This is a genomic window from Comamonas sp. C11, assembly GCF_024496285.1.
GTDB lineage: Bacteria > Pseudomonadota > Gammaproteobacteria > Burkholderiales > Burkholderiaceae_C > Comamonas > Comamonas testosteroni_F.
The window spans coordinates 57,970-79,440 of the sequence record NZ_CP101743.1 but is presented as its reverse complement, the minus strand read 5'-3'; the positions used below and the strand labels follow the sequence as shown (position 1 = coordinate 79,440).

Annotated in this window: 21 protein-coding genes; 9 read left to right on the top strand and 12 right to left on the bottom strand. The window is 64.1% G+C overall.

The window, feature by feature from the left end; genetic code table 11:
* Window positions 1-71: 71 nt before the first annotated feature.
* Window positions 72-209, bottom strand: coding sequence for a hypothetical protein (locus tag NOX35_RS00350; protein ID WP_003059912.1), 138 nt, complete (start codon window positions 207-209; stop codon window positions 72-74).
* A 304-nt stretch (window positions 210-513) separates the two neighbouring features.
* Between NOX35_RS00350 and NOX35_RS00345 the strand changes: the two genes are divergently transcribed.
* The gene (locus NOX35_RS00345) at window positions 514-1,284 is read left to right on the top strand and encodes a slipin family protein (protein ID WP_003065227.1); all 771 of its coding nucleotides are present in this window, start codon (window positions 514-516) and stop codon (window positions 1,282-1,284) included.
* A gap of 21 nt (window positions 1,285-1,305) precedes the next feature.
* Here the strand turns inward: NOX35_RS00345 and NOX35_RS00340 are convergent, their stop codons facing one another.
* Entirely contained in the window at window positions 1,306-2,505 is a 1,200-nt protein-coding gene (locus tag NOX35_RS00340) for a threonine ammonia-lyase (RefSeq protein ID WP_256495350.1), read from the bottom strand.
* A gap of 304 nt (window positions 2,506-2,809) precedes the next feature.
* On the opposite strand from NOX35_RS00340, the gene boxC reads away from it, so the two are divergent.
* The 4 genes from boxC (at window position 2,810) to NOX35_RS00320 (ending at window position 8,235) form a co-directional block, all read left to right on the top strand.
* On the top strand, window positions 2,810-4,468 hold the full coding sequence (gene boxC, locus NOX35_RS00335; RefSeq protein WP_256495349.1) for a 2,3-epoxybenzoyl-CoA dihydrolase: 1,659 nt from the start codon (window positions 2,810-2,812) through the stop codon (window positions 4,466-4,468).
* Window positions 4,469-4,642: 174 nt separating this feature from the next.
* A complete protein-coding gene (boxB, locus tag NOX35_RS00330) occupies window positions 4,643-6,070 on the top strand; it encodes a benzoyl-CoA 2,3-epoxidase subunit BoxB (RefSeq protein ID WP_182285177.1) in 1,428 nt (475 codons plus the stop codon).
* 120 nt (window positions 6,071-6,190) lie between these two features.
* Window positions 6,191-7,492 carry a benzoyl-CoA 2,3-epoxidase subunit BoxA gene (boxA, locus tag NOX35_RS00325; RefSeq protein WP_256495348.1) on the top strand — a complete coding sequence of 434 codons (1,302 nt, stop codon included), beginning with the start codon at window positions 6,191-6,193 and terminating at the stop codon, window positions 7,490-7,492.
* A gap of 140 nt (window positions 7,493-7,632) precedes the next feature.
* On the top strand, window positions 7,633-8,235 hold the full coding sequence (locus NOX35_RS00320; RefSeq protein ID WP_182285175.1) for an HD domain-containing protein: 603 nt from the start codon (window positions 7,633-7,635) through the stop codon (window positions 8,233-8,235).
* A gap of 130 nt (window positions 8,236-8,365) precedes the next feature.
* Here NOX35_RS00320 and NOX35_RS00315 read toward each other — a convergent pair whose 3' ends face one another.
* Window positions 8,366-9,094, bottom strand: coding sequence for an aspartate/glutamate racemase family protein (locus NOX35_RS00315; protein ID WP_182285174.1), 729 nt, complete (start codon window positions 9,092-9,094; stop codon window positions 8,366-8,368).
* A gap of 1 nt (window position 9,095) precedes the next feature.
* A complete protein-coding gene (locus tag NOX35_RS00310) occupies window positions 9,096-9,977 on the bottom strand; it encodes an amino acid ABC transporter substrate-binding protein (protein WP_256495347.1) in 882 nt (293 codons plus the stop codon).
* 270 nt (window positions 9,978-10,247) lie between these two features.
* Between NOX35_RS00310 and NOX35_RS00305 the strand changes: the two genes are divergently transcribed.
* Entirely contained in the window at window positions 10,248-11,471 is a 1,224-nt protein-coding gene (locus tag NOX35_RS00305; RefSeq protein WP_256496968.1) for a D-amino acid dehydrogenase, read from the top strand.
* 12 nt (window positions 11,472-11,483) lie between these two features.
* Here NOX35_RS00305 and NOX35_RS00300 read toward each other — a convergent pair whose 3' ends face one another.
* Window positions 11,484-12,392, bottom strand: a complete 909-nt coding sequence (locus NOX35_RS00300) for a LysR substrate-binding domain-containing protein (protein ID WP_256495345.1) — start codon at window positions 12,390-12,392, stop codon at window positions 11,484-11,486.
* 21 nt (window positions 12,393-12,413) lie between these two features.
* Window positions 12,414-12,980: a cob(I)yrinic acid a,c-diamide adenosyltransferase gene (locus NOX35_RS00295; protein WP_182285172.1), complete on the bottom strand. Its 567-nt coding sequence runs from the start codon at window positions 12,978-12,980 to the stop codon at window positions 12,414-12,416.
* A 186-nt stretch (window positions 12,981-13,166) separates the two neighbouring features.
* On the opposite strand from NOX35_RS00295, the gene NOX35_RS00290 reads away from it, so the two are divergent.
* A complete protein-coding gene (locus tag NOX35_RS00290) occupies window positions 13,167-13,535 on the top strand; it encodes an EF-hand domain-containing protein (RefSeq protein WP_182285171.1) in 369 nt (122 codons plus the stop codon).
* A gap of 24 nt (window positions 13,536-13,559) precedes the next feature.
* On the opposite strand, the gene NOX35_RS00285 is transcribed toward NOX35_RS00290, so the two are convergent.
* The gene (locus tag NOX35_RS00285; RefSeq protein ID WP_256495344.1) at window positions 13,560-14,531 is read right to left on the bottom strand and encodes a BMP family protein; all 972 of its coding nucleotides are present in this window, start codon (window positions 14,529-14,531) and stop codon (window positions 13,560-13,562) included.
* 15 nt (window positions 14,532-14,546) lie between these two features.
* Window positions 14,547-15,545 (bottom strand): tripartite tricarboxylate transporter substrate binding protein, encoded by a 999-nt coding sequence (locus tag NOX35_RS00280; protein WP_256495342.1) that lies wholly within the window; start codon window positions 15,543-15,545, stop codon window positions 14,547-14,549.
* Window positions 15,546-15,844: 299 nt separating this feature from the next.
* Between NOX35_RS00280 and NOX35_RS00275 the strand changes: the two genes are divergently transcribed.
* A complete protein-coding gene (locus NOX35_RS00275; protein WP_182285168.1) occupies window positions 15,845-17,272 on the top strand; it encodes an FAD-binding oxidoreductase in 1,428 nt (475 codons plus the stop codon).
* Window positions 17,273-17,360: 88 nt separating this feature from the next.
* Here NOX35_RS00275 and NOX35_RS00270 read toward each other — a convergent pair whose 3' ends face one another.
* Window positions 17,361-18,188, bottom strand: a complete 828-nt coding sequence (locus NOX35_RS00270) for a hypothetical protein (protein WP_046461752.1) — start codon at window positions 18,186-18,188, stop codon at window positions 17,361-17,363.
* 46 nt (window positions 18,189-18,234) lie between these two features.
* Window positions 18,235-18,837 carry a tetratricopeptide repeat protein gene (locus NOX35_RS00265; protein ID WP_003065258.1) on the bottom strand — a complete coding sequence of 201 codons (603 nt, stop codon included), beginning with the start codon at window positions 18,835-18,837 and terminating at the stop codon, window positions 18,235-18,237.
* Window positions 18,838-19,034: 197 nt separating this feature from the next.
* Between NOX35_RS00265 and NOX35_RS00260 the strand changes: the two genes are divergently transcribed.
* Window positions 19,035-19,787 carry a class I SAM-dependent methyltransferase gene (locus NOX35_RS00260; protein WP_256495339.1) on the top strand — a complete coding sequence of 251 codons (753 nt, stop codon included), beginning with the start codon at window positions 19,035-19,037 and terminating at the stop codon, window positions 19,785-19,787.
* Between the two features lie 6 nt (window positions 19,788-19,793).
* On the opposite strand, the gene NOX35_RS00255 is transcribed toward NOX35_RS00260, so the two are convergent.
* Together NOX35_RS00255 and NOX35_RS00250 are read right to left on the bottom strand one after the other, a co-directional pair.
* Window positions 19,794-20,129, bottom strand: coding sequence for a cytochrome c (locus NOX35_RS00255; protein ID WP_182285166.1), 336 nt, complete (start codon window positions 20,127-20,129; stop codon window positions 19,794-19,796).
* Window positions 20,130-20,221: 92 nt separating this feature from the next.
* Window positions 20,222-21,433, bottom strand: a complete 1,212-nt coding sequence (locus tag NOX35_RS00250; protein ID WP_182285165.1) for a sulfite oxidase — start codon at window positions 21,431-21,433, stop codon at window positions 20,222-20,224.
* Window positions 21,434-21,471 lie beyond the last annotated feature (38 nt).

Below are 21,471 nucleotides of genomic sequence, written 5' to 3'. Positions count from 1 at the left end.
ATTCATTCATAACCTGCACAGACGTAAAAAAACCCCGCGTCGCGGGGTTGGGCTCGAGAAGGTTGGAATGCCTAGGCCATGTTCACGGCAATAAAGGCCAGCAGGAACATCATCACGGCGCCAGCGGCGGGGATGATGATGGGAATATAGGGCACAACGGCTTCGGCCGCATCCTGTGCCTCGTGGTTCACTGCGGAATCATCTGACATGTGATCAATGCTCCTCCTGAAAGCAGGCGGTGAAACAAGCAAGCGCTGCAGCCATTCTAGGCACAGCCCTGGCGACATGGCTCAGGGAAAGCCATAGCCGCTCCGGCAGCCCAGACCCCCATCTCATGCGCCGGCAATGGCGAACAGCACTTCTTCGATGTCGACCATGCGCGGATAAGTGCGCACCCGGAGTGCAACAGCATATGCTGGGCTTGCGGACGACCCTGCGCCGATTGCGAAATCGATGTACACCGTTCAACGTCAGATCGCAGCGCCGAAGTTCCTCGCTGAAAGGATGGCTTCTATGGTTAGCGCTTCTTTCTTGTTCTGGCTAATCCTGCTGATGCTGGTGATTGGCCTGGGGACGGCGTCGATCCGGATTTTTCGCGAGTATGAGCGCGGCGTGGTCTTCACGCTGGGGCGCTTCTGGAAGGTCAAGGGGCCGGGACTGATCTTCATCATTCCCGCCATTCAGCAGGTGGTCCGGGTGGATCTGCGCACCGTGGTCCTGGAGGTCCCGGCGCAGGATGTGATCTCGCGCGACAACGTCTCGGTCAAGGTCAATGCCGTGATCTATCTGCGCGTGGTGGATGCAGAGAAGGCGGTGATCCAGGTGGTCAATTATCTGGAGGCCACCAGTCAGCTCGCGCAGACCATGCTGCGCTCCGTACTGGGCAAGCATCAGCTCGACGAGATGCTGGCAGAGCGTGAATCGCTGAACCTGGACATCCAGCAGGCGCTGGATGCGCAAACCGACACCTGGGGCATCAAGGTTTCGAACGTGGAGATCAAGCAGGTCGATCTGACCGAATCCATGATCCGGGCCATCGCGCGGCAGGCCGAGGCCGAGCGCGAACGCCGCGCCAAGGTGATTCACGCCGAAGGCGAGTTGCAGGCTTCGGAAAAGCTGTCTCAGGCCGCGAAAGTTCTGGCGCAGGAGCCTCAGGCCATCTTGCTGCGCTACCTGGAGACGCTGACCGTGATCGGCGCGGACAGGAACACCACCGTGGTGTTCCCCTTGCCCATGGACCTGGTGACTCCGCTGATCAAGAAGATCACGCCCCTGCAGGCCTGAGCAAGGCCTGCGGCTCCAGCGTCACACCAGAGCCGCCTCCATGCCTGCGCGGCGCAGTTGCTCCAGAACCTCGCCCACATGGGCGTGGCCACGTGTCTGCAGCACGAACTCGATCTCCACATTCTGCGCAGCCAGCATGGTGAAAGCACGCTGGTGATGGACCTCCTCGATATTCGCGCCGGCTCCGGCCACCGTGGCCGTGATCTGGGCCAGCACGCCTGGTACGTCGCGCGCACTGACGCGCACACGCGCCAGACGACCGGAGCGCACCATGCCACGCTCGATGATGGCAGCCAGCAGCATGGGGTCGATATTGCCACCCGACAGCACCAGGCCTGTTTTCCGGCCCTTGAAGCGAGCGGGATAGCGCAGCAAGGCCGCAAGACCCGCCGCCCCCGCACCTTCGACCAAGGTCTTCTCGATCTCCAGCAGCATGAGCACGGCCTGCTCTATATCTCCTTCGTCCACCAGCAACAAATCGTCCACGCAACGCTGCACCACCTCCTGGGTGATGATGCCGGGCTGGGTCACCGCAATGCCCTCGGCGATCGTCGAAGTCCCCATGGGAAGGTCGGTGTGGCGCAACGCATTGACCATGGAAGGAAAGCGCTGTGTCTGCACACCCACGATCTCCATCTCGGGCTTGATGGCCTTGGCCGCCGTGGCAATGCCCGCAATCAGACCGCCGCCGCCAATGGCAATGACCAGCGCATCCAGATCGGGCTGTGCCTGCAGGATTTCCAGCGCCAGTGTGCCCTGGCCGGCAGCAATCGCTTCATCGTCATAGGGATGGACAAAGGTCAGCTGCTGCTCCTGCGCCAGATGATAGGCATGGGCACGCGCCTCGGCCAATGTGTCGCCATGCAGCACTACCTCGGCACCGAAGCCACGCGTGCGCTCCACCTTCACACCGGGAGTGAAACGCGGCATGACGATGACGGCTCGCAAACCCAGCCTTTGAGCGTGATAGGCCACGCCCTGGGCATGATTGCCCGCACTCATGGCGACCACGCCGCGCGCGCGCTCGGCATCGCTGAGCATGAGCAGCTTGTTCAGCGCGCCACGCTCCTTGAAGGATGCAGTGAACTGCAGGTTCTCGAATTTGAGGTAGACCTGTGCCCCCGTGATCTGCGAGAGCGTGCGTGATTCCACAAAAGGGGTTTGAAGGACGGCGCCATTCAGGCGCGCAGCGGCGGCTTGGATATCTGCAAAGGTCAGCATGGTGGATCCATTTTGCAAGCAGCTCATCACCCCGCGCCAGTGCTGGGTTTGCGAATCAAGGCCATCCGGATCACTTGCTCCGTAATTGCTAGCTGCCCACCCTTCATGAGTAAGGGGATAGCCATCAAAACACATCAATCCTGGCGCAGTTCTGCGAACTGGCAGCGCCTATGGATTTCCCTTGGTTTTAGCAAAACATGCAACATAGTGCCTAAATATACGTGCTTTTTTCCGATGAATCTGCATAATTGTGCCAACACCAAGTCAGTAACTGCACTATCTTTCATCTCAGCAGGAGCCGAGCATGCAGCAGCAAACCAACGTCGATTACCGCACCGAGCCCAGCCAGTACCGGCACTGGTCGTTTGAAGTGGATGGCAATATCGCCCGGCTCAAGCTGGACATCGCCGAAGACGGAGGCATACGCCCCGGCTACAAGCTCAAGCTCAACAGCTATGACCTGGGCGTGGATGTGGAACTGCACGATGCCCTCAACCGCATCCGTTTTGAACACCCGCAGGTTCGCTCCGTGATCGTCACCAGCGGCAAGGAACGCATCTTCTGCTCGGGCGCAAATATCTTCATGCTCGGAGTCTCGTCCCACGCCTGGAAGGTGAACTTCTGCAAGTTCACCAACGAGACGCGCAACGGCATGGAGGACAGCTCCCGGCACGACGGACTCAAGTTCGTTGCCGCCGTCAACGGCGCCTGCGCGGGCGGCGGCTACGAGCTGGCTCTGGCCTGCGACGACATCGTGCTGATCGACGACCGATCTTCCTCGGTATCGCTGCCCGAGGTTCCGCTGCTGGGCGTGCTGCCCGGCACCGGCGGGCTGACGCGCGTGACCGACAAGCGCCATGTGCGCCACGACCTGGCCGACATCTTCTGCACCAGCGTGGAAGGCGTGCGCGGCCAGCGCGCCGTGGACTGGCGACTGGTGGATGCGATCGCCAAGCCCGCGCAGTTTGCCGAGGTGGTGCAGCAACGTGCCACGGCGCTGGGCGAGAGCAGCCCGCGCCCGGCGTCCGCCAAAGGCATACAGCTCACCAGGCTGCAGCGCGAGGAGAGCCCGGACGGCCTGCACTATCGCCACGTCAGCGTGCAGATCGATCGCAGCAAGCGCAGCGCCACCATTACGGTCAAGGCCCCCAGGGGCGAACAGCCCGGCAGCATCGAAGCCATTGAAAACGCAGGTGCTGCCTGGTGGCCGCTGGCCATGGGCCGCGAGCTCGACGACGCCATACTGCATCTGCGCACCAACGAGCTCGATGTGGGCACCTGGATTCTCAAGACCGAGGGCGATGCACGCGCCGTGCTGGCGGCAGACCAGTCTCTGATGGCGCACAAGGATCACTGGCTGGTGCAGCAAACCCTGGGCCTGCTGCGCCGCACCTTTGCACGCCTCGATGTGTCGTCGCGTTCGCTGTTCGCCTTGATCGAGCCCGGCTCCTGCTTTGCCGGCATGCTGGCCGAGCTGGTCTTCTGCGCCGATCGCGCCTACATGCTGGTGCTGCCCGACGAGCCCAAGCGCGAGCCCGTGATCGAGCTCGATGAATTCAACTTCGGCCTGCTGCCGCTGGTCAACGACCAAAGCCGTCTGCAGCGGCGCTTCTATGAGGAGTCCGGGCCCCTGGAAGCCGCGCGCGCGGCGATGGGCAAGCCGCTCAACGGCGATGCCGCGCAACAGCTGGGACTGGTCACCGCCGCGCTTGACGATATCGACTGGGAAGACGAGATCCGCATCGCCATGGAAGAGCGCGCCGCCATGTCGCCCGATGCGCTCACGGGCCTCGAAGCCAATCTGCGTTTCGCCAGCCAGGAAAACATGGTCACGCGCATCTTCGGGCGTCTGTCGGCCTGGCAGAACTGGATCTTCAACCGCCCCAATGCGGTCGGTGAAAAAGGCGCTTTGAAGCTCTACGGCACCGGACAGAAAGCCGGCTTCGATTTCAACAGGGTATGAGGAAACTCCCCCTGAGCGGCTATGCCGCTTCCCCCTCTCTGGCACTGCGTGCCGGAGGGGGACAACGCCCTCGCAGCGGGGCGGCCCTTGCTCGGCGTTACTCGCCTGGGCTGCACCAGTTTCGAAGCGACTGCACGGCTTCATGAATCGGCAAAACATCACAGGAGACTCCCCATGAGCAGCATCGACTACAGCCAGAAGATTCCCAACAACGTGGACCTCAGCGGCGACCGCACGCTGCAGCGTGCGCTGGAGAGCTGGCAGCCCAGCTTCATCCGCTGGTGGGATGATGTGGGCCCCGAAGGATCGACCAACTACGATGTCTATCTGCGTACCGCGGTGAGCGTGGATCCGCAGGGCTGGGCGCAGTTCGGCTACGTCAAGATGCGTGACTATCGCTGGGGCATCTTCCTGAACCCGGCTGATCAGGAACGCAGCATTCATTTTGGCGATCACAAGGGTGAGAAAGCCTGGCAGGATGTGCCCGGCGAGCACCGCGCCAACCTGCGTCGCATCATCGTCACACAAGGCGATACCGAGCCCGCTTCGGTGGAGCAGCAGCGCCATCTGGGCCTGACCGCGCCATCCATGTACGACCTGCGCAATCTGTTCCAGGTCAATGTGGAAGAAGGCCGCCATCTCTGGGCCATGGTCTATCTGCTGCACAAGCATTTCGGACGTGATGGACGGGAGGAAGCAGAGGCCTTGCTGGAGCGCCAGAGCGGCGATGAAAACAACCCGCGCATTCTGGGCGCCTTCAATGAAAAAACGCCGGACTGGCTGGCGTTCTTCATGTTCACCTACTTCACCGACAGAGACGGGAAATTCCAGCTCGCAGCGCTGGCCGAATCCGCGTTCGATCCGCTGGCACGCACCACCAAATTCATGCTGACCGAAGAGGCGCATCACATGTTCGTCGGCGAGTCCGGCGTCTCGCGCGTTCTGGCCCGCACCTGCCAGGTCATGAACGAACTCAAGACCGACGATGTGAACAAGCTGCGCAACGCGGGCGTCATCGACCTGCCCACGATCCAGCGCTATCTGAACTTCCACTACAGCGTGACCATCGACCTTTTCGGCGCCGACCAGTCGAGCAATGCCGCCACCTTCTACAGCTCGGGCCTCAAGGGCCGTTACGAAGAGGGCAAGCGCGAGGACGACCACAAGCTGCACGACCAGAACTACAAAGTGCTGGAAGTAGTGGACGGCAAGTTGCAGGAAAAGGAAGTGCCCATGCTCAACGCCTTGAACGAGGTGCTGCGCGATGACTACATCAAGGACAGCAATGCCGGTGTGGGCCGCTGGAACAAGGTGATGGAAAAGGCCGGCATCGACTTTCGCCTGACGGTGCCGCACAAGGCCTTCAACCGTCAGATCGGCGCGCTGGCAGGCGTGCGCATCAGCCCCGACGGCCGCCCTGTGAGCGAGCAGGAATGGCTGTCCAGGAAGAACGAGTGGCTGGCCAGCGACGACGACCGCAGCTTTGTCGCATCGCTGATGAAGCAATGCCTGGAGCCCGGCAAGTTTGCCGGCTGGATTGCCCCCCCGGTCATGGGTATCAATCGCCAGCCCGTGGACTTCGAGTATGTGAAGTTTGGGTGACCCCTGAGCCGCTACGCGGCTTCCCCAAGGGGACGGTGCCTTCGCCGCGAGGCGGCTCTTGCTCGGCACCTCTCACTTGGTGCAGTGTCAGTTTTAGGCCATGCCAGTTGGGAGAAAGAAATGAGCACCATCACGCTGATTGAAAACGGCATCCTGAAGCAGCATCTGATAGACCCGGAAATCTGCATTCGCTGCAACACCTGCGAGGCGACCTGCCCCGTGGACGCCATCACGCATGACGACAACAACTATGTGGTCATGGCGGACAAGTGCAACGGCTGCATGGACTGCATCTCGCCCTGCCCTACCGGCTCCATCGACAACTGGCGGCTGGTGTCGGCAAGCAAGCCCTACAGCGTTGCCGAGCAGCTGGGCTGGGAGAGCCTGCCCGAAGAGCTTTGCGCCGATGTGCTGGCCGCCGCGCAGACGACCGAGAATGCCGGCGATGTGGATGATCTGAGCCAGGCTCAGGCCGTGATCGCGGCCGCTGCCGGCCTGGCCGAAAGCGGCACTGCGGAAGTCTTTCGCGCAGCCAGCTATGGCGCCACCACACCGCCCTGGTCTGCCGCCCATGCCTACACCAATCTGCATGGTCCCAAGGCTGCGGTGACGGCCACGGTGGTGGGCAATCTGAACTGCACGGAAGCCGGCTTCGACAACGAGACCCACCATATCGTGCTGGACTTCGGCGCCATGCCTTTCCCGGTGCTCGAAGGCCAGTCGCTGGGCATTGTTCCGCCGGGTGTGGATGCCGGCGGCAAGCCCCATGTGGCGCGTCAGTACTCGATTGCCAGCGCCCGCAACGGCGAGCGCCCCGGCTACAACAATCTGGCCTTGACCGTGAAACGCGTGGTCGAGGATCACCAGGGTCAGCCCGTGCGCGGCGTGGCCAGCAACTATCTCTGTGATCTGCAGGTGGGTGACAAGGTGCAGGTGATAGGCCCGTTTGGCAGCAGCTTTCTCATGCCCAATCACCCGCGCTCGCACATCGTGATGATCTGCACCGGCACGGGCAGCGCACCCATGCGCGCCATGACGGAGTGGCGCCGCCGCCTGCGCAAGAGCGGCAAGTTCGACAGCGGCAAACTGCTGCTGTTCTTCGGTGCGCGAACGCCTCAGGAACTGCCCTATTTCGGCCCCTTGCAGAACCTGCCCAAGGATTTCATCGACATCAATTTCGCCTTCTCGCGCGTGGCCGGCCAGCCCAGGCGCTATGTGCAGGACGCCATGCGCGAGCGCTCGGCCGACCTCATGGAGCTGCTGCGCGACGACAACACGCATATCTATGTCTGCGGTCTCAAAAGCATGGAGGACGGCGTCGTGCTGGCCCTGCGTGACGTGGCCCAGCAAGCAGGACTAGGGTGGGAGGAGCTTGGCGCAAGACTCAAGCGCGAAGGACGTCTGCACCTGGAAACCTACTGACGCCTGCAGTCCTCGCACACCGTCTGCGGCAAGCACGATTCGCTCGCACATCAAGGCAGCGGCTGCATGTCATGCCCTTGACAGCTCAGCCCCTGCCAGCGCCCTACAGTGCAACGACCATAACCCACGAAAGACATGGCATGAATGCACGGGCGAATTTTCTGCGCATGCAAGACAGCACGCGTGAAGACTGGCAGGTGATCGGCGGCGAGTTTGCACAGTTCACACAGGGTCTGCCCGACAGGGTGATGGCCCATCTGAGGCTGCTGGAGGGCGACTATGGCGGCTTTCCGGTGGACCGCTATACCCACTCCCTGCAAACCGCCACGCGCGCGCTGCGCGACGGCCGCGACGAGGAGTATGTGGTGTGCGCCCTGCTGCATGACATTGGCGATACCCTCGGGTCCTTCAACCACCCCGACATTGCCGCCGCGGTTCTCCAGCCCTTTGTGAGCGAAGCCAACCACTGGATGGTCAAGCATCACGGCATCTTCCAGGGCCACTATTTCTTCCATCACATCGGCCTGGACAGGGATATGCGCGAGCAGTTCCGGGAGCATCCGCACTACACGCGCACGGCCGAGTTCTGCGAACTCTATGACAACCCCGCTTTCGATCCCCGGGCCGAGACCCTGCCCCTCGGTGAATTCGAGCCCATGCTGCGCCGCCTGATGCAGCGCCCCCGGCAAAGCATCTACAAGGCCGCCATGGACTCGGAGATGCAGGACGCCCGGAAGTCTTAGCAAACCATCGTTAAAAGATGAGCTGGTACCGCTGACCCATCAACAGATCTGGCCTTGATTCGATACATATCTGTTTTTTGACAAGCGATTGCAGCTCATCTTTTTATAAATCTCTGCTCCTCCGTCGCCGTTAGTGCGCGTATGCATCCTGCGCCAGCGCACAGGCCAGTATCCACGCCGGGTCCACCAGCTCGGCGCCGCGGGCCTGCGGCGCCTGCGGCAGGGCCAGCGGGATTTCGGTGCAGCCCATGATCACGGGCACGGCACCGTGGCGCTGCAGCAGCGGTGCCAGCGCCTCGCCGAAGCATTGCACGGCCAGCGGCATATCGCCCTGTTTCACGCCCTCGTAGATACCTTGCATGAGCCGGTCCCGGCCCGCCGGTCCGGGCCGCAGCGCGGCAATGCCGCACTCGGCCAGCGCCGCGTCGTAGAGCCCGCTGTCATAGGTTCCGTCCGTGGCCAGCACCAGGGCCTGGCGCGCGCCGCCTGCCTTCAGGTACAGCGCCGTCTGCTGCGCGATGTGCAGCACGCGCAGTTGCGGAAAAAGCCCCTGTATCTGCCCATGCCAGGCATGGGCCGTGTTGCAGGCCAGGGCCACGCTGCGCACGCCCAGGGCCGCGAGCCGGCCCGCGCCCTGCAGCAGATGCGGTGCCGGGCCCGCAGGGGACTGCGGATCGCTGCGCAGCGCCTGCGTGCGATCGGGCATGGGCAGCTGCACCAGCCAGTGCTCGGGATAGGCCTGGTCGCGCACGGGCAGTCCCCGGTCCTGCAGGTGCCGGGTGCAGGCCTGCACGAACAGGCGCACGAAATCCGCGCCCGCTGCAGGCCCCATGCCGCCGAGAATGCCCACAGCCTGCATCTCAGAACGCCGGCTTGTCGCCGCGCTCCTGCACGTTGCGCTGCAGCTGCTCGCTCATGGGCAGACCCAGGGCCGCATTCTTGGGCGGGATGGGCTGCATGAACCATTTGTCGTAGAGCCTGGCGAAGGCGCCCGACTTCATCATGTCGCCGATCACGCCATCCACCAGCTGCTTGAACTGCGGGTCGTCCTTGCGCAGCATGCAGGCATAGGGCTCGACCTGCAGCGCATCGGCCACGACGTGGAAATCCTTGGGATTCTTGGCGTTGGCGATCAGGCCGTAGAGCAGGATGTCGTCCATGCCGAAGGCCGCGGCGCGGTCGTTCTCGACCAGCAGAAAGCCGTCGGCATGGTCCTTGGCCATGACGATGTTCATGCCCCAGCCCTGCTCGGCATTGGCCTTGCGCAGCACCTGCAGATTGGTGGTGCCGGTGGTGATGGCCGCGGTCTTGCCCTTGAGGTCGGCATAGTTCTGGATGCCCGAGCTCTTCTTCACCAGCAGCCGCGTTCCGGTGTAGAAGTGATTGATGGCAAAGCCCACCTCCTTGGCCCGTACCGTGTTGTTGGTGGTCGATCCGCACTCCAGGTCTATGGTGCCGTTGGCCAGCAGCGGCATGCGGTTCTGCGAGGTCACGGCCTGCCAGCGCACCTCCAGCGCGGGCTGGTTCAGCACCTTCTTCACGGCGTCGGCCACCGCCTGCGAAAGCTCCACGGTCATGCCGATGGGCTTGCCGTTGTCCAGGTAGCTGAAGGGCACGGAGGACTCGCGGTAAGCCAGCGTGATGCGTCCGCTGTCGCGCACCTTGGCCAGGGTATCGGCATGGGCAGCGCCCAGAAAACCCAGGCCCAGTGCCGCGCAAAGCACGGTGGAGTGAAGTTGCATGCGGTGTCTCCTCTTCGGTGGTGGATGTGCCGCCAGTGTAGAAAGCGCGCCCGGCTCCGGGGGATGACAATATCGGGCTGTTCCATGCCCCTGGTTTATGGGTGGCAGCGCAGGCACAGCCATGCTCCGGGTAAACACCGCGACAAAGGGCCGCCCGGGCGCACGCAGCGCGCGGGCAGCCCATAACCTGGGCGCATACCCTGCATGCCAAATGCCATGGCTGCCCGGCCCCGTACGGGCCTACAGTGCGGCAGCATGGAGAAACGATCAATGCATGTCTGCATCGTGGGCGCCGGCATCGTCGGCCTGGCCACTGCCTATGCGCTGCAGAGCGCGGGCTGCCGGGTCACCGTTCTGGAGCGCGGGCCCGGCCCGGCAGCGGGCGCCAGCGGCGGCAACGGCGCGCAGCTCAGCTATTCCTACGTACAGCCGCTGGCCGATCCCGGCATCTGGAAGATGCTGCCGCAGCTGCTGCTGGAAAAGGACTCGCCGCTGGCCCTGCGCCTGCGTGCCGATCCCGCCCAATGGGCCTGGGGACTGCGCTTTCTGGGCGCCTGCAATGCCCGCGCCTCCATGGCCGGTACGCAGGCGCTGCTGAGGCTGGCCGCCGAAAGCCGGCAGGCTTTCGAGAGCCTGCAGGCGCAGGAGTCCCTGAGCTGCGCACTGCACACGCCGGGCAAGCTGGTGCTGTACGAGACGCAGCAGGGCCTGGATGCCGCGGCCCGGCAGGTGGCCCTGCAATCGCGCCTTGGCGGCGCCAGCCAGCAGGTGGTGGATGCCACCGCCGCCGTGCGCCTGGAGCCCGCGCTGGCCGGCTACGCGGGCCGCATGGCGGGCGCCGTTCACACCCCCAGTGAAAGTGCCGCCGACTGCCGCCAGCTGTGCGAGCAGCTGGCAGCGCTGCTGGCCGTGCGCGGCGCCGAGTTGCGCTATGACACCGAGGTGCTGGGCTTCGAGCGCCAGAGCGACGCCGTCACCGGCCTGCGCACCGCCGCCGGCCTGCTGCAGGCCGAGCACTATGTGCTGGCCAGCGGCTGGGAAAGCCCGGCCCATGCGCGCCTGCTGGGCCTGCGCATTCCCGTCTATCCGCTCAAGGGCTACAGCATCACCGTGGACATACCGTCAAGCCACACCCATGCCGCGCCGCGCGTGAGCGTGACCGACACCGCGCGCAAGGTGGTGTTCGCGCGCCTGGGCGAGCGCCTGCGCGTGGCCGGCATGGTGGAGATCATCGGTCGCGACACACGCATCGATCCAGCCCGCATCGACAGCCTGCGCCGCTCCACTCAGCAGGTCTTCGCCCAGCTACCGCTACAGGGCTCGCTGCATCCCTGGAGCGGCATGCGCCCGGCCACACCCACGGGCCTGCCCATCACCGGCCGCCAGCGCGGAGGCCCGCGCAATCTGTGGCTGCAGACCGGCCATGGTGCGCTGGGCCTGACGCTGGCCTTCGGCTCGGCGCAGCGACTGGCTGCACAGATGCGCGCTGCCTGAACACGGATCTGCTCAGGAGGCGCCCAGAAGCTCCTGCAGGGCCTTGCGCATTTCCTGGGTCATGGCGCGCGCCAGCACCGATCCCGGGCGCTGGGGCAGGCTCAGCGCGTTCACGCCCACGGTGATGCGCGGCAGCAGCGGCACCACGTGCACGCGGCGCCGGTCGGCCGCCAGTGCCGTGCAGCCGTCCATGATGGCCGCGCCCAGCCCGTATTCGGCCATGGACAGCGCCGCATGGTAGGTCTGCACCGTCACCACGGGCGACAGCCCCACGCCATGCTCGCGGCAGGCCTGGCCCAGGCGCATGCCCAGCGGGTCTCGCGCATCGAGCGCGACCACCGGCAGATCGGCCAGATCCTTGAGTTCCATGCCTTCGGCGCGCACGCGCGAAGGCGGCAGCAGTCCCTTGGGCAGCACACAGAACATGTCCACCTCGGCCAGCAGTTCGTGCTCCAGCGCGGGCTGGCCCGCGGAGCTGATCACAAAGCCCACATCGGCCTCCTGCAGCAGCAGGGCCGACACCACCTGCGGCGTGTGCAGCGCCTGCACGTGCACCTGGACCTGCGGATGGCGGCGCCTGAAGCCCGCCACGGCGCGCGGCAGTACCTCGCGGCTGAGCGCGAACACCGTCAGCACATTGAGCCGGTCGGCCGACTGGCCGTGACGCAGATTGGCTGCCAGGCGCTGCACCTCGTCGAGCTGCTCGAACAGCTTCTCGATATGCGGAAACAGGGCCAGCGCTTCATTGGTCGGCGTCAGCCGCCCCCGCGCGCGCTGGAACAGCGCAAAGCCCATCTGCAGCTCGGCATGCTGCAGCGTGCGGCTGACCGCGGGCTGGGTGACGTTGATGAGGCGCGCGGCCGCGCTGACGCTGCCGGTCTGCATCACGGCATTGAAGACTTCGATATGTCGCAGACGCATGCCCGGCCTCCTGCCTCCGCCTCACTCGGACTGTGCGCGCGCCAGGCGTTCGCTCTTCCAGTACACATCGTCGCCGCCGTCGATGCGGTTGAGCACGCGGGCCAGCACGAACAGCAGATCGGACAGGCGGTTCAGATACTGGCGCGGCGCGGCTCGCATGGTCTCGGCCTGCTCCAGCGCCACCACCTGGCGCTCTGCACGGCGCGCCACGGTGCGACATACATGGGCCTGCGCGGCAGCACGCGTGCCGGCAGGCAGGATGAACTCCTGCAGGCGCGGCAACTCTGCGTTGTAGTGGGCCAGCGCGTTGTCGAGCTGCAGCAGCGCATCGTCCTTGAGCAGCTCATAGCCCGGCATGGACAGCTCGCCGCCCAGGTTGAACAGCTGGTGCTGGATGTCGATCAGCAGGTCGCGCACATCCTGGGGCATTGGCTCGCACAGCAGCAGGCCGATATGCGAGTTCAGTTCATCCACATCGCCCATGGCATGCGGGCGGCCGCTGTTCTTGGAAACGCGGGTGTTGTCTCCCAGGCCGGTGGTTCCGTCATCTCCGGTGCGGGTGGCGATTTGCGTGAGGCGATTGCCCATGGGTCATCCCTTGTCAAAGCTGCGAGTTTTTCCAGGGCCGGCGCGGCCCGCAGATATGGCCGCCATTGTGCGTTACAGCCCGCAGGCAAATGTAGTCTGAGGCAACAGCAGGCAAAAATGCTGGCCCTTTGACGCCTCACAGGGTGCAATGCACTCCTGTTATCGCATAGAGAAGGAATGCCATTCATGAACAAGAAGAATCTGCTCAATTGCAAGGTCTCGTCATTCGAAGTCGTCAGCGTGGTGCTGTTTTCTGCGCTCACCCTGGGTGGAGGCATGGCTTTTGCACAAACCGGCGGCGGCAATGTCGGCAACAACAAGGAGCCTGCGCGCATCGTGCAGTCGGGTTCCGCCACCGGCGTGCAGCAGGCACCAGCGGCAAAAAGCAGCGTGCAAGCGGCATTCGAGCGTGCCGATGCCAATCGCGACGGTCAGCTCAGTGCGCAGGAAGCACGCCAGTTGCCAGTCATCTCCCAGCGCTTCGAAGAGATCGACAGCGACCGCAACGGCCAGCTGTCACGCGCCGAATTCGACAAGGGCGCGCAGCAGTACTGAGTCCTTGCCCCGGCCCTTGCCTGATCATGCCGCAGCGCTGATTTCCTCCTGCGGCAAGGCGAACTCGGCCCCGGCATAGTCCAGGTGAATCTCGAACTCGCGGCGCAGCAGGCGCTGCGCCCAGTCTTCGACCAGGCTGCGCTGCGCAGCACTCACCCCGGCCCCCATTTCCAGCCGCACCAGACTCGGCTCTTCGAGGCCGAAGGCTCGATAGCCACCCAGCGGCAGCAGGCCCCTGGCATGGTCCTCGACGGCGCGAAACAAGGCCTCGCCTGAATCGCAGATCGCCGAGGCCACAAACACCTCGGGGTCGCGCTCCACCCAGTTCAGCACATTGCCGATCTGCGCCACGCCATGCGCCCGGCAAGCCTGCGTCACACCGGGGCGGCCACCATCGAGCATGGCAAACACAATGTCCAGATCCGTCTGCTCGACCATCGCCGAGACACAGGTGCGGGCCCAGTCCGGACGATGCTGGTGACCGCAGAACTGGGTGACGAGTTGCCCCTCAAAACCGGCGCGCCTGAGACCGTCCGCATAGGCCGCCCGACCACGCAGACCCGGCGGCACCTTCTCGCCCGAGAAATGCCCCACCTTGCCCGTCTTGCTCCACTGGCTGGCCAGCACGCCGGCGAGGAATGCCGACTGCTCCTGCAGCACCTCGTAACGCGCCACATTGGGTGCCGCCCAGCTGCCCTGCGTGACCGCAAAGGCCTGCTCGGGCCAGCGCCCGGCCAGGATCTGCACCGGACCGTCCCCCTGACCGCCATGCGCAAGAATCAGCGCATAGCGGCCGCCGCACAATGCGGACATTTCGGCGGCGCGCTGCTCGGCCGACTGGCCGGCCACCCAGAGCATATCGACCTCATGGCCGGCCTCTCTGGCCCTATAGGCTCCGCGCAGTCCCGAATCGTTGAAACTGCCCTGCCCTTCGGGGCCAAACAGCACCACGGCATAGCGCGGCTTACGGGGTGAATACAGTTTCTCGCTGCTCATCGTTGTCCTGACTGGTTAAAGCTTTGCGCCGGTCTTTTTCGCGATATCTCCCCAGGCCAGATGCTGGTCTGCAATCAGCTGGGCGAAGGCTTTGGATTCCATATCCCGGGTCACGAATCCCTGGGCTTCGAGCGTCTGCGCAAACTCGGGACGCGCGCTGATCTGCCGAACCGCGCCGGCGATTTTTTCGGCCAGCGCCCTGGGCAGGCCAGCGGGTGCCGAAATGCCGACGAAGTTTTCGGAGACCAGCTGTGCCAGCCCCAGCTCGGCCACGCTGGGCACCGCCGGTGCCTGCGCTACGCGGCGTGGCGATGTCAGCGCCAGCAGCTTGAGCCGGCCCTGCTTGTGCAGCGCGATGTTCTGCGGCAAGGCATCGAACGCCAGCTTGACATGGCCGCTGAGCAGATCCGCACGCATGGGGCCGGCACCGCGATAAGGGACATGCTCCATGGACAGCTTGAGCGTCTGTGCAAACTGCTCGCCCACCAGATGTCCCACCGAGGCGGCGCCGCCGCTGCCAAAGGCCACGGGAGCAGGCTGCTCCTTGATCCAGCTCACCAGCTCGCTCAGGCTGTTGGCGGGCACCGAAGGATGTACCGCAAACACCGTGGGCACGGCGCCGATGTAGGCCAGATGTTCGAAGCTGCGCAAGGGATCGTAGCCAGGGCTTTGCAGCAGCGATGGCGCTATCGACAGCGCCGCAGAATTGGATACCAGCAGCGTGTAGCCGTCATTGGCGCTGTGCGCCACGATCTGCGCACCAATCGACGAGCCCGCACCGGGCTTGTTGTCTATGACCACGCTCTGGCCCAGCTTCTCGGCCAGCGCGGGAGCCAGCACCCGCGCCACGATATCGCTGGAGCCGCCGGGCGGAAAGGTCACGACCAGTTTGATGGGCCGCGCCGGCCAGGCCTGCGTCTGCGCTGCACGCACCTGCCATGCCGCGCCCAGCATACCTGCCGCCGACACCCCGGCCAGCCCCTGAATGAATGATCTGCGATCCGTATCGCGCATAGCTCCGCCCTCCGAACTGCTTTTGGTTTGAAGCGAGCTCTGCAGCGCACGCCATGAGGCTTGCCAATATAGGCACACCAGGCACAAACCCTAAACACTGAATTTTCATTAGTTAGGGCGAAACTTATCTATGTGCTCGCAGCAGATGGCTGCACCACGACGAAAGCCACGAGCTCTGCCAGCTCCAATGGGCATGTACCAGCGCAGCGATTGCGACCTTGAGCGCCATGGCCTAGTACCCAATACGTACATGTCTGGATCGGGTCAGGTGGTATTCTTTTTCTCCTCTGGAGCCCCCGATGAACGCACCTGTTGCCCATACCTCGCTGCAGCCCGATTTCGTGCAGCGCCCCATCCCCGAAGAATTTCTGCAGGCTCTGCAAACACGTTTCGGCGGCCAGTGCTCCACGGCTTTGGCCGTGCGCGAGCAGCATGGCCGCGACGAAGGCGCGATTTCTGCGCCCCCTCCGGCTGCAGTGGTGTTTGCCGAATCCACCCGGGACGTGCAGGATGCCGTCACGCTCTGCGACCAGTACGGCGTGCCCGTGATTGCCTACGGCGCAGGATCGTCGCTGGAAGGTCATCTGCTGGCCGTGCAGGGCGGCATCACCATCGACGTCAGCCGCATGAACCGTGTGCTCTCGGTCAACACCGAAGACCTGACCATCACCGTGCAGCCCGGCATCACGCGCAAGGCATTGAACGAGGCCATCAAGGACACCGGCTTCTTCTTTCCCATCGACCCCGGCGCCGACGCTTCGATTGGCGGCATGACCTCGACCCGCGCCAGCGGCACCAATGCCGTGCGCTACGGCACCATGCGCGAGAACGTGCTGGCCCTGGAGGTGGTGACGGCCAGCGGCGAAGTGGTGCGCACCGGCAACCGCGCCAAGAAGAGCGCTGCCGGCTACGACCTGACCCGCCTGCTGGTGGGCAGCGAAGGCACGCTGGGCATCTTCACCGAGATCACGCTGCGCATCTATCCCCTGCCCGAGGCGGTGAGCGCAGCCATCTGCTCTTTTTCCAGCATCGAGAGCGCCGTACACACGGTGATCCAGACCATCCAGATGGGCATTCCCATCGCACGCGTGGAACTGGTCGATGTGAATTCGGTGCGCATGGTCAATGCCTACAGCAAGCTGTCCCTGCGTGAAGAGCCCATGCTGCTGATGGAGTTCCACGGCTCGCCCACGGGCGTCAAGGAGCAGGCCGAGATGGTTCAGGACATTGCCCATGAATTCGGCGGCAATGCCTTTGAATGGGCCGAGCGCCCCGAAGACCGTACGCGTCTGTTCACCGCGCGCCACAACGCCTATTTCGCGGCCGTCTCCAGCGTGCCCGGCTGCCGCTGCATCACCACCGATGCCTGTGTGCCCATCAGCCGTCTGGCCGATGCGCTGCTGGAATGCGTGACCGAAGCCGATGCCAGTGGCATCCCCTACTTCCTGGTCGGCCACGTGGGCGACGGCAACTTCCACTTCGGCTATCTGATCGACCCCGACAACGACGCCCAGCGCCAGCAGGCCGAGCAGCTCAACCACACGCTGGTGGCACGTGCGATTGCGCTGGGCGGCACCTGCACGGGCGAGCACGGCATCGGCATCCACAAGCAGGGATTTTTGCTCGAAGAGGCAGGAGCCGGTGCGGTGCAGATGATGCGCGCCATCAAGCAGGCATTGGACCCCAAGAACATCCTGAACCCGGGCAAGATCTTTCAGCTGCAGTAAGCAGCGCTCGCGGCGCTTGCTGAAGACGCGCAAACCATGAAAAAAGGGCCTGCAGCTGCAGGCCCTTTTCTGTTTCCGGATCGGAGCTTTACTTGCCGACCTTGAGCTGACCGCCGCGACCCAGGCCGCCCTTGACTTCCTGTGCCTTGTAGTTGCGCAGCGAGATCACCATGTTGTTGTAGGCATCCATGAAGGCGGCCACCGTGGCCTTGCCTTCGGGTGAGCGCGAGAAGCCGCCCAGACCGCCACCCACGCCACCGCCGAACGCGCCCATGGCTGCGCCGAAGTTGGTGGCTGTGGAGTTGCCTTCGGAGATGGAGATCTGCACGCCAGAACGGATGTCGAACATGCTCAGAGTCACCACCGAAGCCTTGCTCTGCATGGCGCCGCCGATCAGCGTACCCACATTGCCGAACAGACCGCCCACGCCCGCTGCCAGCTGACCGGTTGCATCGTTGTCGATGATGATGGAAGGCTCCATGTAGTAATCGGCCGCCACGCGCTGGCCCTTTTGCTGCTTGGAGCCGGCGCGGAATTCACCGGAGTTGCGCTGCTTGTCGGTGATCGCCGACATCTTGCTTTCGGTGCGGTTGTTGCCGATGGAGGTGATCACAAAGCAGTTGGACTGCTGCACGGCCAGACGGATCAGGGGCTCGATGGTCGTGATCTTGGTGGCAGCGCCAAAGCTGGCATACCACTCCTTGCCGCGACCGTCGTCCACGGCCAGCGTACCCAGAGGAGCATCGCAACGCTCGAGCGTAGGGTTCGCATTCACGCTGGTTGCGCCGCCCGCTGCGCCGGTGGCAGCCGTGGGAGCCGTACCCGTGGAAATGGTGCCGCCGCCGGGGGTCACGCAACCGCCCAGTGCCAGGGCCGATGCGATGGCTGCCAGACGCAGCGTTGTCTTCTTGGACATAGTGATGCTTTCAAAAAATAAAAAATGCTGCAGCGCTCACAGCGCCTCAGCGGTAATACCAACCCGACGAGCCCCACACCATGTAGTAGGGCGCGCCCACATACCAGCCGTTCCAGGACTTGCGCTCGTCCTCGATGGCCTGATAGCGTGCATGAGCATTCTGTTTGGCAGCTTGCGCCTGGGGCAGCAGGCGCTTGGCTTCCTTGAAGCCCTTGGCTGCAGCACGCGACAACCATGCCTCGGCTTCGGCGGGGTCCGGGCCCATCTCTTCAAAGCCCAGCAGATACAGACGACCCAGCGCAAACTGGGCCTGACCGTTACCGGCATCGCCGGCCTTGCGCATCCACTCGATGGCCTGATAGCTGTTGCGCTCCACGCCATCGCCGCGCAGATAGCGCAGCCCCAGGTCATAGGCTGCGCGAGGATCGGCTTCGGCTTTTTGCACCAGTGCCGCCAGGCGGCGCTCCGCCTCGGGATTGACGGGCTCGCCACGGAAAGTCGCGACATTGCGCGGCAGCTCGGAACAGTTATTGCCTTCGCACAGGCGCACGGTGGGCGAAGCAGGTGCCAACTGCTCCTGCGGTGTCTGTACCGCGCATGCTGTCAATGCAAGAGCCGCCAATGAAAAGGTGGGGGCGAGCAGGCGCATGGATGTCTCCTCTGAATTCTCAGCCGCTGAAAGCCGAAAAGTATACATAAGCAAAAATCGGTAATTTTTACGACGAGTTGACTACACGCATACCCCACCAAAGAGGGGTATCCCGCACAAAATGCAAAATTCCGACAAGGCCTTGCCTGCACTTCGGTGTCGTGAAGCCTGTGTATGACGGATACATTTCAAAACTCATGACAAAAAAATGGCTTGACTCGACCTGGCCTCTGCCTGCATTGCTCGTCTGGCTGCTGGCCTGGCTGATTTTTGCGGGTCTGGCGCGCCTGCTGCCCTGGTGGCTGGCCCTGCTGGTCGGAGGCGGCTTCAGCACGGCGGCCAGTCTCTACGGGCCCAACTGGTGGCGCCGGCTCATCATTGCGGCCGGGTTTCCGCTGTCGTTTCTGGTGCTCAGCGCCAGCCAGTTGCCCGCCTGGGGCTGGCTGCTGCCCCTGGCCTTGCTGCTGCTGATCTACCCGCTCAATGCCTGGCGTGATGCCCCCGTCTTTCCAACGCCGTTAAATGCGCTCAAAGGACTGGCAGAGGTCGTGCAGTTGCCGGAGCAGGCGCTGGTGCTGGACGCCGGCTGCGGCATGGGCGATGGCTTGCGAGCGCTGCACCGCGCGCTGCCGCAGGCCCGCCTCAATGGTCTGGAATGGAGCTGGCCACTGGCGATTGCCAGCGCCTTGCGTTGCCCCTGGGCACGCGTACGGCGTGGCGATATCTGGCTGACCGACTGGAGCCGCTATCAGCTGGTCTATCTGTTCCAGCGGCCCGAAAGCATGGGCCGCGCTGCCGTCAAGGCAGCCACCGAGATGCAGCCCGGCAGCTGGCTGGTCAGTCTGGACTTCCAGCTGCCCGGCGTGGAGGCGACGGCCTGCCTGCAAGGCAATAGCCGCCACAAGGCATGGATCTACGCCATTCCGCTGGATGGCGCAGAACGCAGCTGAGGCGTTTTATTTGGCCCCGCCACTGGCCTTGCTCACGTAGAGAGCAACGGCAGCGATATCGGCTTCGCTCATTGTGGCCTTGAAGGAGGGCATGGAGCCGATGCCATCCTTCAGAGCACGCGCCACGCGGGCCGCATCGGGCTGCAACTCGTCCAGCACCGGGCCTATGGCACCCTCGGTACCGGCGTCCTTGAGGGTATGGCACACCGCGCAGGCAGGGACTGCAGCAGTGGTGAACAGCTCTTTGCCACGTGCCATCTGGGCAGCCTGATCGGCGTGGGCTGCAGTGCCCGCAAAGGCGGTCAAGAGCAGGGCGGCAAGGGTGTGGTTTGTCTTCATCATTGTTCTTTGAGAAATGCGATGCATCGGGGGTTTTGATACCCATCGCCCGGCGCCCCTTCTTCGGCACCCGGCATGGGTAGCGAGTGCGGCGCTCAGGCCACGGTGACAGTCACGGCGTGGTCGGCCCAGCTGGTGTTGTTGTAGCCGCTCTGGTTCTCACCCCGCGTTTCAGGCTGCGCATTGCCCTTGACGTCGGTAGCGCGGCTGGCCAGGGTGTAGGTACCCTTGGGCAGCTGTGCCTGCAGCACGAACTGGCGCCAGGCGTACTTGCCCATATCGGGGCCTACCAGACGGGCCTGCTTCCAGGTCTTGCCGCCGTCGATGGAGACTTCCACCCCCTTGACGGCGTTCATGCCGCCGAAGGCCACGCCCTGAATCTGCACCAGGCCGGAGGCCTGGTTGCCGTCTTCGGGGATGGGGCTGTTGATCCAGGACTTGACGCTCATTTCCTGTACCGAAGGCTGGCTGGGGTCGCCCTTGCTGCCGGGGGGAGAGATGCGGTAGCCGTGGGACATGATGTGCGCTTCGCTTTCCTTGACGGTAAAGGCCAGCTGCTTGATGTACTTGATGTTGTTCACGCCGGTGTAGCCGGGCACGATCAGGCGCAGCGGGCCGCCATGGGCCAAAGGCACGGGCTCGCCGTTCATCTCCCAGGCCAGCAGCGCGTCCTCCATGGCCGACAGAGGCACGGAACGCTCCACCAGCACGCTCTTGGGGTCCAGTCCTGCGGGCAGCACCTCTCCGCCCGTTCCCGTCATGTAGACCATGCCGTCGGCCATGCCGCCCAGGGCCTTGACCACCTCACGCACTGGCACGCCGCTCCAGACCACGCAGCCTGCTGCGCCTACGGTCCATTGCGTGCCGCTGGGCTTGGTGGGGAAGAAGGCGCGGCCATTGCCCGAGCATTGCAGCACCATGGTCACAGTTTCCAGGCCCAGCTTCTTGAGCTCGCCAACGGTCAGCTTGGCGGGCTTCTTCACGCCATCAATCTGCACCGCCCATGCATCGCGATCGGCCACGATGGACTCTGGCGGCGTGGGCAGGTTGTTGCGCACATAGAGCTGGTTGGTGGGCGTGACCACGCTGGAGCCAAACGCGCTGCGCCTGGTCTCGATGGTGGTGGAGCTGTGCACGATCACGGCATCGGCATTCTTGAAGCCGGCATAGCCGGGTAGAGGCTTGGCTGCGGGTGCAGCGGCCTGCGCCATGGCCTGGCTCTGAAAGCTGGCCAGACCGGCCGCAGCCAGCGCGCTGGCGCTACCGGCGAGCAGGCGACGACGCGGCAGGGATGTAGGTTGTTGCATGGTGTCTCCTTGGTAGTTGTGGTGAATGATCAGCGCGA